Source organism: Pseudomonas sp. S36 (assembly GCF_016647875.1).
GTDB classification, from domain to species: Bacteria; Pseudomonadota; Gammaproteobacteria; order Pseudomonadales; family Pseudomonadaceae; genus Aquipseudomonas; species Aquipseudomonas parafulva.
This window is the reverse complement of the sequence record NZ_JACVVG010000001.1, coordinates 217,537-233,899: the sequence shown is the minus strand read 5'-3', so window position 1 is coordinate 233,899 and position 16,363 is coordinate 217,537. Positions and strand designations below refer to the sequence as shown.

Below are 16,363 nucleotides of genomic sequence, written 5' to 3'. Positions count from 1 at the left end.
ATGAATGAGCAGGCCCAAGGCGTTCAGCAACGCCATGCAGAATCGACCGCCGCCACCCTTGGCAACTGGTCGCGTCACGACACTACCTGGATGCTGGGCCTGTTCGGCACAGCCATTGGCGCCGGAACCCTGTTCCTGCCCATCAATGCCGGTTTGGGCGGCTTCTGGCCGCTGCTGGTGCTGGCCGCACTGGCCTTCCCGATGACCTATTATGCCCACCGCGGGCTGACCCGTTTCGTGCTGTCCGGGCGCAACGGCGGGGACATCACCGAGGTGGTCGAAGAACACTTCGGGATCAAGGCCGGTGCCTTGATCACCGTGCTGTACTTCTTCGCCATTTTCCCCATTCTGCTCATCTACAGTGTTGCCCTGACCAACACTGTCAGCAGCTTCATGGAGCACCAACTGCACATGGCGCCACCGCCCCGCGCCGTGCTCTCGCTGGTGCTGATCCTCGGCCTGCTGGCCATTGTGCGCTGCGGCGAGCAAGCCACGGTGCGCATAATGAGCCTGCTGGTGTACCCCTTCATCGTCGCCCTGGCGCTGCTGGGCCTGTACCTGGTGCCGCACTGGACGGGCGGCATCCTCGACAGCGCCCACCAGGTGCCGAGCGGTTCGGCGTTCTTGCACACCGTTTGGCTGGCAATACCGGTGATGGTGTTCTCGTTCAACCATTCACCGATCATCTCGGCCTTCGCCGTCGACCAGAAGCGCCGTTACGGTGAGCATGCCGACGCCCGCAGCGGCCAGATCCTGGCACGTGCCCACCTGCTGATGGTGGCGATGGTACTGTTCTTCGTGTTCAGCTGCGTATTGACCCTCGACAGCGCACAGTTGGCTGAAGCCAAGGCCCAGAACCTGTCTATTCTGTCGTACCTGGCCAACCACTTCAGCAACCCGACCATTGCGTTCGCGGCACCACTGATTGCCTTCATTGCCATCGCCAAGTCGTTCCTGGGGCACTACATCGGCGCCAGCGAAGGCCTGAAAGGCATCTTCGCCAAGTCGGGTGCACGCCTGGGCAGCAAGGCGCTGGACCGTGTGGTGGCCGCACTGATGCTGGTGGTGTGCTGGATCGTTGCCACGCTCAACCCGAGCATTCTCGGCATGATCGAGTCGTGGGGCGGCCCGGTGATCGCCGTGCTGCTGTTCCTGATGCCGATGTACGCCATCCGCCGCGTGCCTTCCATGCGCAAGTACAGTGGGGCGTTGTCCAACGTGTTTGTCACGGTCATCGGCCTAGTGGCGCTGACCTCGGTGGTGTACGGCCTGTTGGGCTGATAACCGGCACCCTGTAACCATGCCTGGGCTGTTACAAGCGGCCCGGGCATTTTTTTTGCCCGTACCCTTTGTGCGGCTATCGAACATTTTCAAGCCAACCCATAGGCACTCGGCTGCCTTCATGCTTAACTCACTGTCCTTTACACACCCTCCATAAAGGATTTCGTCATGGCTCAAGTGACTCTCAAAGGCAACCCGGTCCAGGTCAACGGCAACCTGCCACAAACTGGTGCCCAGGCGCCGGCGTTCTCCCTGGTCGGCGAAGGCCTGGCTGACAAGTCGCTTAAAGACTACGCTGGCCAGCGCAAGGTGCTGAACATCTTCCCAAGCGTTGACACGCCAACCTGCGCGACCTCGGTGCGCAAGTTCAACCAACAGGCCAATGACCTGAACAACACCGTTGTACTGTGCATTTCCGCCGACCTGCCATTCGCCCAGGCGCGCTTCTGCGGTGCCGAGGGCCTGGAAAACGTGAAGAACCTGTCGACCTTGCGTGGCGGCGAGTTCCTGGAGCAGTACGGCGTAGCCATCGCTGACGGCCCGCTGGCCGGCCTGGCCGCCCGCGCTGTGGTGGTGCTGGATGAAAACGACAAGGTGCTGCACAGCGAGCTGGTTGCCGAAATCGGCAACGAACCCAACTACGAGGCCGCCCTGGCTGCCCTGAAGTAAGGGGGCAGGGCAGGGTGGCTGCGCTTGAGCTGCCACCCTGCGCTACACGCAACACCCTGTAACGGCCCGGAACGCTTTCCGGGCCGTTTTCATTTAAAGTTCAGGGCCTTGGCAACGTCAGGCAAAGGTAAACCTCTGGTAAAGGCCCTTTGCTTAGCCGTCGATAGTGCTTATCGTTCACCCTCTCCAAGTCGTCACTCCGAACAAGGCTCGTTCAACCCATGCAAGCGCCCAAATCCCGTTCCTCCCGTCGCTGGCTCGTCGGCCTGCTGATCGTGTTGCTGATCGCAGCCCTGGCCTGGTGGCTCTGGCCAGCCTCGAGCGGGCCCGGTAAAGACGCCGGTCGGCAGGGCGGGCGCCCTGGCTTCGGTGGTTCCAGCGACCCGGTACCGGTACGTGTCGAACCCGTCAAGGTGGGTGATTTCCCGCTGTACTACAAAGCGTTGGGCACGGTAACGGCCACGAACACGGTCAACGTGCGCAGCCGCGTGGCCGGGGAGCTGGTGAAGATTCATTTCAAGGAAGGGCAGCACGTCAAGGCAGGCGACCTGCTGGCCGAGATCGACCCGCGCCCCTACCGCATTGCCCTGCAACAAGCCGAAGGTACGCTGGCGCAAAACCAGGCCCAGTTGCAGAACGCCCAGGTTGACCTGGCCCGCTACAAGGGCCTGTTCGCCGAGGACAGCATCGCCAAGCAGACGCTCGATACCGCTCAGGCACAAGTGGCGCAGTTCCAGGGCTTGGTCAAGACCAACCAGGCGCAGGTCAATGACGCCCGGCTGAACCTCGACTTCACCCAGATTCGCGCGCCCATCAGTGGCCGCGTCGGCCTGCGCCAGCTCGACCTCGGCAACCTCGTGGCGGCCAACGACTCCACCGCGCTGGTCATCATCACCCAGACCGAGCCGATCAACGTCGCGTTCACCTTGCCTGAAACCGAGCTGGGCACGGTGCTGGAGCGCTACCGCAGCGGCGCCAGCCTGCCCGTGGAGGCTTGGGACCGCAGTGACAGCAAGCTGCAGGCTACCGGTGTGCTGGGCAGCATCGACAACCAGATCGACACTACCACTGGCACCTTGAAGTTCAAGGGCCGCTTCCAGAACAAGGACATGGCCCTGTTCCCCAACCAGTTCGTCAACGTGCGCTTGCTGGCCGACACACTCAAGCAAGTGGTAATGGCGCCTGCTGCGGCCATTCAGTTTGGCACCGACGGCACGTTTGCCTATGTGGTCAACGCCGAGAACACCGTGAACATCCGCAAGCTGAAAGTGGGCCACAGCGACGGCGAGAACAGCGTGGTGCTCGAAGGCCTCGCCGCCGGAGACCGGTTGGTGCTGGAGGGTACTGACCGCCTGCGTGAAGGCACCAAGGTGGACGTGGTTGACGACAGTTCCCAGGTACCGGCCACGCCTGGCCAGCACCTGCAGGGCCAGGACACCAAGGGTTCGGCGCAGTCCGCTGACACGGCAGGCAAGGCGGGCGCATGAACCTCTCGCGCCTGTTCATCCTGCGGCCGGTCGCCACCACCCTGAGCATGCTGGCCATCGTGCTGGCCGGTTTGATTGCCTACCGCCTGCTGCCGGTGTCTGCCTTGCCGCAAGTGGATTACCCCACCATTAGGGTCATGACGCTGTACCCTGGCGCCAGCCCACAGGTGATGACCAGCGCGGTCACTGCACCGCTGGAACGGCAGTTCGGCCAGATGCCGGGCCTGGAGCAAATGGCGTCGACCAGCTCCGGTGGCGCTTCGGTGCTTACCCTGCGCTTCAACCTGGACATGAACATGGACGTCGCCGAGCAACAGGTGCAGGCGGCCATCAACGCGGCCAGCAACCTGCTGCCGAGCGACCTGCCGGCACCGCCGGTGTACAACAAGGTCAACCCCGCCGACACCCCGGTGCTGACCCTGGCCATTTCCAGCAAGACCATGCCGCTGCCCAAGCTGAACGATCTGGTCGATACCCGCGTCGCGCAAAAGCTGGCGCAGATCAGCGGGGTGGGCATGGTGAGCATTGCCGGGGGCCAGCGCCAGGCCGTGCGCATCAAGGTCAACGTCGATGCCCTGGCTGCCAACGGGCTCAACCTGGAAGACGTGCGCACCCTCATTGGCGCCTCCAACGTCAACCAGCCCAAGGGCAATTTTGACGGCCCTACGCGGGTGTCCATGCTCGACGCCAACGACCAGCTGCGCTCGCCCGCGGAATACGCCAATCTCATCCTTACGTACAAGAACGGCGCACCCCTGCGCCTGAAAGACGTCGCCGAAATCGTCGACGGCGCCGAAAACGAGCGGCTGGCCGCCTGGGCCAACGAAAACCACGCGGTGCTGCTGAACATCCAGCGCCAGCCCGGTGCCAACGTGATCGAGGTGGTGGACCGCATTAAGAGCCTGTTGCCGTCGATCACTGACAACCTGCCTGCCGGCCTGGACGTGTCGGTGCTCACCGACCGCACCCAGACCATCCGCGCCGCCGTGCGCGACGTGCAGCATGAACTGCTGATCGCCATTGCCCTGGTGGTGATGGTGACGTTCCTGTTCCTGCGCCGGGTCAGCGCAACCCTCATCCCGTCGATTGCAGTGCCGTTGTCGTTGGTCGGCACCTTCGGGGTCATGTACCTGGCAGGGTTCTCGGTGAACAACCTCACCCTGATGGCCCTGACCATCGCCACCGGCTTCGTGGTGGATGATGCCATCGTCATGCTGGAGAACATTTCCCGGCACATCGAAGAAGGCGAGACGCCGATGCAGGCGGCCCTGAAAGGTGCCCGGCAGATCGGCTTCACCCTCATTTCCCTGACCTTCTCGCTGATTGCCGTGCTCATCCCGCTGCTGTTCATGGCCGACGTGGTGGGCCGCCTGTTCCGGGAATTCGCCATCACTCTGGCAGTGGCGATCCTGATTTCCCTGGTGGTGTCGCTCACCCTCACCCCGATGATGTGCGCTCGGCTGCTGAAGCGCGAGCCCACGCCCGAGGAGCAGGGGCGCTTCTACCGTGCCAGCGGCGCCTGGATCGACTGGCTGATCAAGCACTACGGCAACGCCCTGCAATGGGTGCTCAAGCGCCAGCCGCTGACCCTGCTGGTGGCCGTGGCCAGCCTGGCGCTCACCGTGATCCTGTACATGGTGGTGCCCAAGGGCTTCTTCCCGGTGCAGGACACAGGCGTTATCCAGGGTATCTCCGAGGCACCGCAGTCCACCTCGTTCGCTGCCATGAGCGAGCGTCAGCAAGCCTTGAGCCGGGTCATCCTGCAGGACCCTGCGGTGCAGAGCCTCTCGTCCTACATTGGCGTGGACGGCGACAACGCCACCCTCAACAGCGGCCGCTTGCTGATCAACCTCAAGCCCCACGGTGACCGTGACGTCACCGCCAGCGAGGTGATCAGCCGCCTGCAGCCCAAGCTCGACAAGCTGGTGGGCATCCGCCTGTTCATGCAGCCGGTGCAGGACCTGAGCATCGAGGACCGGGTCAGCCGTACCCAGTACCAGTTCACCCTGTCTTCACCGGATGCCGACCTGCTGGGCCAGTGGAGCGGCAAGCTGGTGCAGGCCTTGCAGCAACGCCCGGAACTGGCCGACGTGGCCAGCGACCTGCAGGACCAGGGCCTGCAGGTGTACCTGGTGATAGACCGGGACCTGGCCAGCCGCCTGGGCGTAAGCGTGTCGCAGATCACCAACGCACTGTATGACGCTTTCGGCCAGCGGCAGATCTCCACCATCTACACCCAGGCCAGCCAGTATCGGGTGGTGTTGCAGGCCGAGGACGCCGCGGTGATCGGCCCGCAGGCCCTGGAGTCGATTCACGTGAAGGCCAGCGAGGGTGGCCAGGTGCGGCTCTCGGCGCTGGCGCGCATCGAGCAACGCCAGGCACAGCTGGCCATTTCCCATATCGGCCAGTTCCCGGCGGTGACCCTGTCGTTCAACCTGGCCCATGGCGCCTCGCTAGGCGAAGCGGTGCAGGTGATCGAGCAGGTGCAACAGGCCATCGGCATGCCCTTGGGCGTGCAAACCCGTTTCCAGGGCGCCGCGCAGGCGTTCCAGGCTTCGCTGTCCAGCACCTTGCTGCTGATTCTGGCGGCGGTGGTGACCATGTACATCGTGCTGGGCGTGCTGTACGAAAGTTACATCCACCCGGTGACCATTCTTTCGACCTTGCCCTCGGCGGCGGTTGGGGCCCTGTTGGCCTTGCTGATCAGTGGCAACGACCTGGGCATGATCGCCATCATCGGCATCATCCTGCTGATCGGGATCGTCAAGAAAAACGCCATCATGATGATCGACTTCGCCCTTGAGGCAGAGCGGCATCAGGGCATGGCCCCGCGGGACGCTATCTATCAAGCGGCGCTGCTGCGTTTCCGGCCCATTCTGATGACCACCCTGGCCGCGCTGTTCGGCGCAGTGCCGCTGATGCTGGCCACAGGCTCCGGCGCTGAATTGCGCCAGCCGCTGGGCCTGGTGATGGTCGGCGGGTTGCTGGTCAGCCAGGTGCTGACACTGTTCACCACGCCAGTCATCTACCTGTACTTCGACCGCCTGGCACGCCGCTTCGGCAGGCAGCGCCCGGTGCAGGAGCCGGCATGAGCGCCCTGACACCAGTGCCCGGGAGTGGCCGATGAACCTCTCTGGTCCTTTCATTCGCCGGCCAGTGGCGACCATGCTGCTGAGCCTGGCCATCATGCTGCTGGGCGCCGTGAGCTTCGGCCTGCTGCCGGTGTCGCCGTTGCCGCAGATGGACTTCCCGGTAATCGTCGTGTCGGCCAACCTGCCCGGTGCCAGCCCGGAGGTCATGGCATCCACCGTTGCGACCCCGCTGGAGCGCAAACTGGGCAGTATCGCGGGTGTCACCACGCTCACCAGCAGCTCCAACCAGGGCTCTACCCGGGTGATCATCGGTTTCGAGCTTGGGCGCGACATCGATGGCGCGGCCCGCGAAGTGCAGGCGGCCATCAACGCCACCCGTAACCTGTTGCCCAGTGGCATGCGCAGCATGCCCACCTACAAGAAGATCAACCCGTCCCAGGCACCGGTCATGGTGTTGTCGCTGACCTCGGATGTGCTGCAGAAAGGCCAGCTGTACGACTTGGCCGACACGATCCTGTCCCAGAGCCTGGCCCAGGTGCCTGGGGTAGGGGAGGTGCAGATTGGCGGCAGTTCGTTGCCGGCCGTGCGTATTTCTGTGGAGCCACAGTTGCTCAGCCAGTACGGCCTGTCGCTGGACGAGGTGCGTACTGCGGTCGCCAACGCCAACCAGCGCCGGCCCATGGGCTTCGTCGAGGATGCCGAGCGCAGTTGGCAGGTACGCGCTAACGACCAGCTGGAGCGTGCGCAGGATTACGGGCCGGTTGTGATCCGCCAGCAGAATGGCACCCTCCTGCGGTTGTCCGATGTGGCGACCATCACCGATGGCGTGGAAAACCGCTACAACAGCGGCTTCTTCAACGATCAGAGCGCGGTATTGCTGGTGGTCAACCGCCAGGCCGGGGCGAACATCATCCAGACCGTGGACCAGATCAAGGCGCAACTGCCCGCCTTGCAGTCGCTGCTGCCGGCAAGCGTGCAACTGAACGTGGCCATGGACCGTTCACCGGTGATCAAGGCCACCCTCAAGGAGGCCGAACACACCCTGCTGATTGCCGTGGTACTGGTGATCCTGGTGGTGTACCTGTTCCTGGGTAGCCTGCGCGCTTCGCTGATCCCCAGCCTGGCGGTGCCGGTGTCCCTGGTCGGTACCTTCGCGGTGATGTACCTGTGCGGGTTCTCGCTCAACAACCTGTCACTGATGGCGCTGATTCTGGCCACTGGCCTGGTGGTGGACGATGCCATCGTGGTGCTGGAGAACATTTCCCGCCACATCGAGGGCGGCCAGCCACCGATGAAAGCGGCGTTTCTGGGGGCCAAGGAAGTCGGCTTCACGCTGCTGTCGATGAACGTGTCGCTGGTGGCCGTGTTCGTGTCCATCCTGTTCATGGGTGGCATCGTGCGCAACTTGTTCCAGGAGTTCTCGATCACCCTGGCGGCGGCGATCATGGTCTCGCTGCTGGTGTCGCTGACCCTCACCCCCATGCTCTGCGCCCGCTGGCTCAAGCCGCACCAGGCCGAGCAAACCCGCCTGCAGCGCTGGAGCGAGGCGGTGCACCAGCGCATGGTCGGCGCCTACGACCGCAGCCTGGGTTGGGCCCTGCGCCATCGCCGCCTGACCTTGCTCAGCCTGCTGGCCACCATCGGCGTGAATATCGCGCTGTACGTGGTGGTACCCAAGACCCTGATGCCGCAACAGGACACCGGCCAGCTGATGGGCTTCATCCGGGGGGACGACGGCCTGTCGTTCAGCGTGATGCAGCCAAAGATGGAAACCTACCGCCGCGCCTTGCTCGCCGACCCCGCGGTGCAGAGCGTGGCCGGCTTTATCGGCGGCAACAGTGGCACCAACAACGCCATGGTGCTGGTACGCCTGAAGCCCATCGGCGAGCGTAAGCTCGATGCGCAAAAGGTCATCGAGCGGCTGCGCAAGGAAATGCCCAAGGTGCCGGGCGGGCGGTTGTTCCTGATGGCCGACCAGGACCTGCAACTGGGCGGGGGCGGCAGGGACCAGAGCTCTTCCCAGTACCTGTATACCTTGCAGAGCGGCGACCTGGCTGCCCTGCGCCTGTGGTTCCCGAAGGTTGTCGCGGCGCTGCGCGCCTTGCCTGAACTGACGGCGATCGACGCCCGCGACGGTGCTGGCACCCAGCAGGTGACCCTGGTGGTCGACCGGGACCAGGCCAAGCGCCTTGGCATCGACATGCAGATGGTCACCACGGTGCTGAACAACGCCTATAGCCAGCGGCAGATCTCGACCATCTACGACAGCCTCAACCAGTACCAGGTGGTGCTGGAAATAAACCCCAAGTATGCCTGGGACCCCAGCACGCTGGAGCAGGTGCAGGTCATCACTGCAGACGGCGCGCGGGTGCCGCTGTCGACCATCGCCCATTACGAGAACAGCCTGGCCAACGACCGTGTCAGCCACGAAGACCAGTTCGCCTCCGAGGACATCGCCTTCGACGTGGCCGAAGGGTTCAGCCCCGACCAGGCACTGTCCGCCGTGGAGCGTGCAGTAGCGAAACTGGGCTTGCCAGAGGGTGTGATCGCCAAGCTGGGTGGCACGGCTGATGCCTTCGCCAAAACCCAGCAAGGCCAGCCGTTCATGATTCTCGGTGCACTGGTGCTGGTGTATCTGGTGCTGGGCATTCTCTACGAAAGCTACATTCACCCGCTGACGATTCTGTCGACCTTGCCGTCGGCCGGCGTCGGCGCGCTGCTGGCGCTGTACCTGACCGGTGGCGAGGTCAGCCTGATCTCGCTGCTGGGGTTGTTCCTGCTGATCGGCGTGGTGAAAAAGAACGCCATCCTGATGATCGACCTGGCGCTGCAACTGGAGCGGCACCAGGGCCTGTCGCCCGAAGAGTCGATCCGCCGGGCCTGCCTGCTGCGCCTGCGGCCAATCCTCATGACCACGCTGGCCGCCATACTCGGTGCGCTGCCGTTGCTGCTGAGCCAGGCCGAAGGTGCGGAAATGCGCCAGCCCCTGGGGCTGACCATCATCGGCGGCCTGGTGTTCAGCCAGATTCTGACCCTTTACACGACGCCGGTGGTCTACCTGTACCTGGACCGCCTGCGCCACCGCTTCAACCGTTGGCGCGGTGTGCGCACCGACGCGGCACTGGAAACCCCGCTATGACTTTTGCCAAGACTCCACTGCACCGTGCCTTGCAGGTGCTGACCCGCGGGCGCGGCTCGCGCCTGCTGGGTGCCGCGTTCAGCGTGGCGCTGCTTAGCGCCTGCACCCTGGCGCCCGACTACCATCGCCCTGAACTTGCCGGCACGGCGCAATTCAAGCATGCCGACGGCTGGACCCTTGCCAAGCCGGGCGATGCCATCGCCCGGGGCGCTTGGTGGGAGATCTACGGCGACACCCGGCTCAATGCGCTGGTGGCGGAACTCAACAGCAATAACCAGAGCGTTGCCCAGGCCGAAGCCCAGTATCGCCAGGCCCAGGCGTTGGTGCGCAGCAGCCGTGCCGGCTTGTTCCCCAGCCTGAACCTGAGCGTTAACAAGAACCGCTCGGCCCAGGGCACCGGCAGTTCCAGTTCCAGCTTGTCTACCAACAGCAGCGGCATCCGCAATACCTACAACGCCCAGTTGGGCGTCAGTTGGGAGATCGACCTGTGGGGCAAGCTGCGCGAAACGCTCAATGCCAACGAAGCCAGCGCCGACGCCAGCCTGGCTGACCTTGCGGCCATGCGCCTGAGCCAGCAGTCCGAGCTGGTGCAGAACTACCTGCAACTGCGGGTGATCGATGAACAGAAACGCTTGCTGGAGGCCACCGTCGCCGCCTACGAGCGGTCGCTGCGCATGAACCAGAACCAGTACCGTGCCGGTATTGCCGGCCCCGATGCGGTGGCCCAGGCGCGTACCCAGCTCAAGAGCACTCAGGCCGACCTGATCGACCTGGCGTGGCAGCGTGCCCAGTTCGAGAACGCCATCGCTGTGTTGCTGGGCAAGACGCCAGCGCAGTTTGCCTTGGCCGATAGCAAGGACATCCCGGCCTTGCCGCAGATACCCGTGGCGTTGCCGTCACAGCTGCTCGAAAGGCGCCCCGACATCGCAGCCGCCGAGCGCAACGTGATGGCGGCCAACGCCAATATCGGCGTTTCCCGTGCCGCGTACTTCCCAGACCTGAGCCTGAGCATGAACGGCGGGTACTCCAGCAGCAGCTTCAGCAACTGGATCGAATTGCCCAACCGTTACTGGTCCGTTGGCCCGCAACTGGCGCTCACACTGTTCGATGCCGGCAAACGCAGCGCCGAGGTCGACCGTACCGTGGCGGTGTATGACCAGACCGTGGCGCAGTACCGGCAGACGGTGCTGGACGGGTTCAAGGAGGTGGAAAACCTGCTGGTGCAGTTGAAGGTGTACGGTGACGAGGCGGTAGTGCGCCAGGAAGCCCTGGAAGCGGCCCGCGAATCCCTGCGCCTGACCGAGAACCAGTACCGCGCGGGGCTGATCGGCTACCTGGATGTGGTCAACGTGCAGGCTACCGCCCTGAGCAACGAACGCAGTGCGCTGAACCTGCTGCAAGGGCGGTTGGTGGCCAGTGTGCAACTGGTGGCGGCACTGGGGGGCGGCTGGCAGGCACAGCAGGCGTTCAGCGAGCAGGAATGACCCACCGGGCGGCCCATTTTCGTTAGCAAAAACCCCGTGCGTTTCGCCAAAGCTTGAGTACAATCGTCAGCTTTTTCCGGGCCGCCCCGGCCCGTCTCCGGAAACTCAAATGCTGACCGCTAGCTACTCCTCTTCGCTGGTGTTGATTTCGCTGTGCGTGGCAATCCTGGCGTCCTATACCGCCCTTGACCTCACCGGCCGCATCGCTACGGCCAAAGGCCGTGCGGCTGCCTTGTGGATGGCGGGTGGCGCGCTGGCCATGGGGACCGGGGTGTGGTCCATGCATTTTGTGGGCATGCTTGCCCTGAGCCTTCCGGTCGACCTGGGGTATGACCTGCCCCTGACCGCGCTGTCGCTGCTGATTGCAGTGCTGTCCTCAGGCTTTGCCCTGTGGCTGGTCAGCCAGCCACGCCTGCCCTGGCTACAGCTGGCGTTCGGGGCGCTGATCATGGGCGGCGGCATTGCCAGCATGCATTACACCGGCATGGCGGCGCTGCGCATGCTGCCGGGGATCGACTACGACCCCTCACTGTTCATGGCATCGCTGTTGATTGCCGTGGTGGCGTCGGCGGCCGCGTTGTGGATCGCCTTCCGGCTGCGCAGGCAAACGCCGTATGTCAGGCAGGTTCGGGGCCTGGCTGCGGTGGTGATGGGTCTGGCGATCGTCGGCATGCACTACACCGGCATGGCCGCGGCAAGTTTCCCGGTGGGTAGCTATTGTGGCGCCTTGCCTGGTGGGCTGCAGGGCGACGGGTTGGTCTACCTGGTACTGATCCCCACCCTGGCTGTGCTGGCGGTCGCCTTGCTGACGTCGGTGCTGGACGCCCGCCTTGAGGTACGCACCGCGGAGCTGGCCAGGTCGCTGACCCTGGCCAACCAGGAGCTCACCCAACTGGCGCTGCACGACACCCTTACTGCGTTGCCCAACCGCAGCCTGTTGGCGGACCGGATCGAGCAGGCGATTGCCAAGGTGGCGGAGCAGGGCGGGTGCTTTGCGCTGATGTTCATCGACCTGGACGGTTTCAAACCGGTGAACGATGCCTTTGGCCACCACATTGGTGACTTGTTGCTCAAGGCGGTGGCCGCTCGCCTGCGCGGTCACTTGCACAGCCAGGACACCCTGGCGCGTATCGGCGGCGACGAGTTCGTGCTGCTGGTGGAGCTGCAGACTCCAGCCGATGCCATGGATGTGGCAGTCAAGCAGGTCAATCTGGTGTCCCGACCCTTCCAGGTGGCCGACCACGAGCTGCAATTGTCGGCCAGCCTGGGCATTGTGCTTTACCCGGGCAATGGCCTTGACCAACACGAACTGCTGCGCAATGCGGACGCTGCCATGTACCACGCCAAGAGCGCGGGCAAGAACGGCTACAGTTTTTTCGACGTGTCGATGAACAGCAACGCCCGCCAGCAGTTGCAACTGCTGCAGGACCTGCGCCATGCCTTGGAGCGCCGGCAGTTGCGTCTGCATTATCAGCCCAAGTTCGACGCCAGGGCCTGCCAGCCGATCGGTGCCGAAGCCTTGTTGCGCTGGGAACACCCTCAACACGGCCTGCTGTTGCCCGACCGCTTCATTGGCCTCGCGGAGAAGACCGGGCTGATCTTGCCCATTGGTGAGTGGGTGCTGAACGAGGCCTGCCGGCAGATGCGCCAGTGGTTGAACGAAGGGCATGTCGGCTGGCGTATTGCGGTGAACCTGTCGGCCATCCAGTTTTGCCATGCGGGGTTGGTTGACAGCGTGGCCAGCGCCCTGGCGAGCAACTACCTGCCGGCCAACTGCCTGACCCTGGAAGTGACGGAAACCACCGCCATGCACGACGCTGACGTCAGCCTGGCCGTGCTGCGACGGCTTTCCGAGATGGGGGTAGACCTGTCTATCGACGACTTTGGTACGGGCTACTCCAGTTTGCTGTACCTCAAGCGGCTACCGGCCAACGAATTGAAGATCGACCGTGGCTTTGTTCGTGAACTGGAGCAGGACAGCGAGGATGCGGCCATCGTTTCTGCCATTGTGGCGTTGGGCCAGGCATTAGGCCTGCGCATCGTTGCTGAAGGGGTAGAGACCGGGGGGCAGCAGGCGTTTCTCACGCGCCTGGGCTGTGATTCGCTGCAAGGGTACCTGCTGGGCCAGCCGGTGCCGGCCGAGCAGTTCATGAGCGGTTTGCAGGCCATGGGCCCGGCGCTGGCTGCAGTCGGCTAGCCTGCGTCGCGCAGTGTGAAGGCTGGCTGGAACGCATCGATTTCGGCCTCGACCGCCTCGATGATGCGCTCGACGTCCGCTGCCGCCATGATGGCCGTGCAGGGGATGCCGGCAATGGCCAGCAGTGTTACACCGGTGCCACGGTCGAACAGCCGCGCGACCATGCTGCGAGGCGCATCCATGCTGGCTTCGAAGCCAAGCGGATGGAAGTGCCAGCGCATCACCTGGCAGGCGTTGGGGAACGTCATCTTGTTCATGCCAGCCTCCTTGTCCTTGCCTGGACGATGGTGATGGGCGGCCGCGTCATGCGACCGCTGGGAAGGTAACCATAGCACTTGCACCGAGCGATTCTCGTTCACAAATATGACAAATGTATCAATGGATGACCCAGGTCACAGACGGGGATGCCGACGGCCTGAACAGCCGGCGCGGGGCAAACGTTTTCCTGGCCCAGATGCCTCGAATCCTGGGCGCCATGAGGCAGCGCTCCATTCCTCGCCCGCATGAGGTTTTCGGACAGGCGGTAGCCTCAATTCAACAGCCCTGCCGCGATGTTGATGGTGAACCCCAGGATGGCCGTGTTGAACACGAACCCCACCAACGAGTGGGCCAGCACCACCCGGCGCAGGTTGCGCCCGGCCACGCCCACGTCCGATGTTTGCACCGCCACGCTGATGGTGAAAGAGAAGTAATGGAAGTCCCAGTAGTCAGGCCTGCATTCGTTGTCGGCGAACCGCAGCGGCGGCTCGGGGTGCTGCCCGGCATAGAACAGCCGCGCATAGTGCAGGCTGAAGATGCAGCCGATCAGCAGCCAGGAGCCGGCAATCGTCAGCCCGGTGTACAGGTAGTGCACCGCCAGGGCGTCGCCGTGCAAGCCACGGCTCGAAACCAGCTGGAACGTCACTGCCACCAGGCTGGCAATGGCGGCCACGCATACGGTGAGCAACACCAGCCCGGCGTTTTCGTCCTCGGTGCGGGCCACCTTGCGTACGTTGTCCGGGCTGGCGTTCCAGCTCAACCACAGCACCAGGAGCAAGTACAGCCATACCCCCAGGTTCCAGCCGGTCAGAATGCGCTGCACGCTGTCGCCGCCTGGGATCAACCAGCCACTCAGCAGGCCGACAATGGCGGCGATGGTTAGCCTGGGGTGGGTACGGGTGAGACGATGAAATGCCATGGGGCCTCGCAGGCAGTGGCTGATGAGCTTCACTCTAGACCGCCCAGAAGCTGGCGGGTTGCCAGGTTGTTTGTTGACTGGCCCCATCGCACCGCCATGCAACTCTCAGTACACTGCACGTTCCAACACCCACCATTCGTTGAACTCGAGGTTTATGCATGACGCTCAGTCCTTTGGCAGGCAAGCCGGCACCGGCCAGCGTGCTGGTTGATATCCCCCGCCTGCTCACGGCCTATTACACCGGCCGCCCGGATGCGGCCGTGGCGACCCAGCGGGTAGCCTTTGGCACCTCAGGGCACCGGGGCACCTCCTTCGAGTTGAGCTTCAACGAGTACCATGTGCTGGCGATCACCCAGGCCATCTGCCTGTATCGCCAGGAAAAGGGCATCGACGGCCCGTTGTTCATTGGCGCCGATACCCATGCCCTGTCGGCACCTGCTGCCGCCAGCGCCCTGGAGGTGCTGGCCGCCAACGGCGTGCAGGTGATGCTGTCCAAGGACGACGAGTACACCCCGACACCCGCCATCTCCCACGCCATCCTGTGCTACAACCGCGGGCGCGAGCAGGGCCTGGCCGACGGCATCGTCATTACCCCGTCGCACAACCCGCCCCAAAGCGGTGGGTTCAAGTACAACCCCACTAACGGTGGGCCTGCCGACAGCGACGTCACCAAGTGGATCGAAAACAAGGCCAATGAACTGCTGGCGGCGGACCTCGCCGGGGTCAAGCGCATTGACCATGCCCAGGCGCTGCTGGCGCCGACCACCCGCCGCCACGACTATGTCAGCCATTACGTGGCCGACCTGGAGAACGTGATCGACTTCGACGTGATCCGGGCCGCCAAGCTGCGCCTGGGCGTCGACCCGCTGGGTGGGGCAGGAGTGCGCTACTGGTCGGCCATTGCCGAACACTACAAGCTCGACCTGGAAGTGGTGAACACCGAGGTAGACCCGACCTTCCGCTTCATGAGCGTGGACTGGGACGGCCAGATCCGCATGGACCCTTCCTCGCCTTACGCCATGCAGGGCCTGATCGGCCTGCGCGAGCGTTTTGACGTGGCCTTCGCCTGCGACCCGGACCACGACCGCCACGGCATCGTCACCCCTGAAGGCCTGCTGCAACCCAACAACTACCTGGCCGTGGCCATCGATTACCTGTATCGCCACCGCCCGCAATGGCGCAGCGACGCAGCGGTGGGCAAGACCGTGGTGTCCAGCGGTTTGATCGACCGTGTCACCGAGCGGCTGGGCCGTGAGCTCTACGAAGTGCCGGTGGGCTTCAAATATTTCGCCCAGGGGCTGTTCGACGGCGCGTTGGGTTTTGGTGGCGAAGAAAGCGCCGGGGCCTCGTTCCTGCGCCGTGATGGGTCGGTCTGGGCGACCGACAAGGATGGCCTGATCCCTGCGCTGCTGGCGGCGGAAATGACTGCCCGTACCGGCCGTAACCCGGGCCAGGCCTACGCGGACCTGACTGCAGCCCTCGGCAAACCTTACGCCACCCGGGTAGAGGCCAAGGCGGATGCCCGCCAGAAGGCGCTGCTGAGCAAGCTGGCGCCCGAGCAGGTGAAGTCCACGGAACTGGCCGGCGAGCCGATCGTGCAGGTGCTGAGCCATGCGCCGGGCAACGGCCAGGCCATTGGTGGCCTCAAGGTGATGACCGCCAATGGCTGGTTTGCGGCACGGCCATCGGGCACTGAGGACATCTACAAGATCTACGCCGAAAGCTTCATCGATGAAGCGCATCTTCAGCGCCTGGTGCAAGAAGCCCAAGTGCTTGTGGACGCCGCCATTGCCTGACAGGTGATAAAGAGGTTGGTCCTGCTGTGCGATGTAAATTA

10 protein-coding genes are annotated in these 16,363 nt (G+C 63.9%); 8 read left to right on the top strand and 2 right to left on the bottom strand.

Going from position 1 to position 16,363, the window contains the following annotated elements:
* The 7 genes from IAE36_RS00960 (at position 1) to IAE36_RS00930 (ending at position 13,349) form a co-directional block, all read left to right on the top strand.
* Positions 1-1,281, top strand: a complete 1,281-nt coding sequence (locus tag IAE36_RS00960; protein ID WP_028633819.1) for a serine/threonine transporter — start codon at positions 1-3, stop codon at positions 1,279-1,281.
* Positions 1,282-1,449: 168 nt separating this feature from the next.
* Positions 1,450-1,950, top strand: a complete 501-nt coding sequence (tpx, locus tag IAE36_RS00955) for a thiol peroxidase (protein ID WP_201209736.1) — start codon at positions 1,450-1,452, stop codon at positions 1,948-1,950.
* 221 nt (positions 1,951-2,171) lie between these two features.
* On the top strand, positions 2,172-3,437 hold the full coding sequence (locus IAE36_RS00950) for an MdtA/MuxA family multidrug efflux RND transporter periplasmic adaptor subunit (protein ID WP_201209735.1): 1,266 nt from the start codon (positions 2,172-2,174) through the stop codon (positions 3,435-3,437).
* Positions 3,434-6,529 (top strand): MdtB/MuxB family multidrug efflux RND transporter permease subunit, encoded by a 3,096-nt coding sequence (locus IAE36_RS00945; protein WP_201209734.1) that lies wholly within the window; start codon positions 3,434-3,436, stop codon positions 6,527-6,529. Before IAE36_RS00950 ends, IAE36_RS00945 begins: the two co-directional genes overlap by 4 nt.
* Positions 6,530-6,560: 31 nt before the next feature.
* A complete protein-coding gene (locus IAE36_RS00940; protein ID WP_201209733.1) occupies positions 6,561-9,668 on the top strand; it encodes an efflux RND transporter permease subunit in 3,108 nt (1,035 codons plus the stop codon).
* Positions 9,665-11,152 (top strand): efflux transporter outer membrane subunit, encoded by a 1,488-nt coding sequence (locus IAE36_RS00935; protein ID WP_060481118.1) that lies wholly within the window; start codon positions 9,665-9,667, stop codon positions 11,150-11,152. Before IAE36_RS00940 ends, IAE36_RS00935 begins: the two co-directional genes overlap by 4 nt.
* A 109-nt stretch (positions 11,153-11,261) precedes the next feature.
* Positions 11,262-13,349 carry a putative bifunctional diguanylate cyclase/phosphodiesterase gene (locus IAE36_RS00930; protein ID WP_201209732.1) on the top strand — a complete coding sequence of 696 codons (2,088 nt, stop codon included), beginning with the start codon at positions 11,262-11,264 and terminating at the stop codon, positions 13,347-13,349.
* On the opposite strand, the gene IAE36_RS00925 is transcribed toward IAE36_RS00930, so the two are convergent.
* Entirely contained in the window at positions 13,346-13,606 is a 261-nt protein-coding gene (locus tag IAE36_RS00925; RefSeq protein ID WP_028633826.1) for a DUF1652 domain-containing protein, read from the bottom strand. The genes IAE36_RS00930 and IAE36_RS00925 overlap by 4 nt on opposite strands.
* Before the next feature lie 272 nt (positions 13,607-13,878).
* Complete coding sequence (locus tag IAE36_RS00920) at positions 13,879-14,526, bottom strand: DUF1345 domain-containing protein (protein WP_201209730.1); 648 nt, start codon at positions 14,524-14,526, stop codon at positions 13,879-13,881.
* 158 nt (positions 14,527-14,684) lie between these two features.
* On the opposite strand from IAE36_RS00920, the gene pgm reads away from it, so the two are divergent.
* Complete coding sequence (gene pgm / locus IAE36_RS00915; RefSeq protein ID WP_201209728.1) at positions 14,685-16,322, top strand: phosphoglucomutase (alpha-D-glucose-1,6-bisphosphate-dependent); 1,638 nt, start codon at positions 14,685-14,687, stop codon at positions 16,320-16,322.
* The last annotated feature ends 41 nt before the right edge of the window (positions 16,323-16,363 follow it).

Excerpts from the sequence above, each read along its gene's own strand:
- IAE36_RS00950 (WP_201209735.1), top strand. The coding sequence starts at position 2,172 with ATGCAAGCGCCCAAATCCCGTTCCTCCCGTCGCTGGCTCGTCGGCCTG.
- IAE36_RS00925 (WP_028633826.1), bottom strand. The coding sequence starts at position 13,606 with ATGAACAAGATGACGTTCCCCAACGCCTGCCAGGTGATGCGCTGGCAC.
- pgm (WP_201209728.1), top strand. The coding sequence starts at position 14,685 with ATGACGCTCAGTCCTTTGGCAGGCAAGCCGGCACCGGCCAGCGTGCTG.
- IAE36_RS00945 (WP_201209734.1), top strand. The coding sequence starts at position 3,434 with ATGAACCTCTCGCGCCTGTTCATCCTGCGGCCGGTCGCCACCACCCTG.
- IAE36_RS00940 (WP_201209733.1), top strand. The coding sequence starts at position 6,561 with ATGAACCTCTCTGGTCCTTTCATTCGCCGGCCAGTGGCGACCATGCTG.
- IAE36_RS00930 (WP_201209732.1), top strand. The coding sequence starts at position 11,262 with ATGCTGACCGCTAGCTACTCCTCTTCGCTGGTGTTGATTTCGCTGTGC.
- IAE36_RS00960 (WP_028633819.1), top strand. The coding sequence starts at position 1 with ATGAATGAGCAGGCCCAAGGCGTTCAGCAACGCCATGCAGAATCGACC.
- tpx (WP_201209736.1), top strand. The coding sequence starts at position 1,450 with ATGGCTCAAGTGACTCTCAAAGGCAACCCGGTCCAGGTCAACGGCAAC.
- IAE36_RS00920 (WP_201209730.1), bottom strand. The coding sequence starts at position 14,526 with ATGGCATTTCATCGTCTCACCCGTACCCACCCCAGGCTAACCATCGCC.
- IAE36_RS00935 (WP_060481118.1), top strand. The coding sequence starts at position 9,665 with ATGACTTTTGCCAAGACTCCACTGCACCGTGCCTTGCAGGTGCTGACC.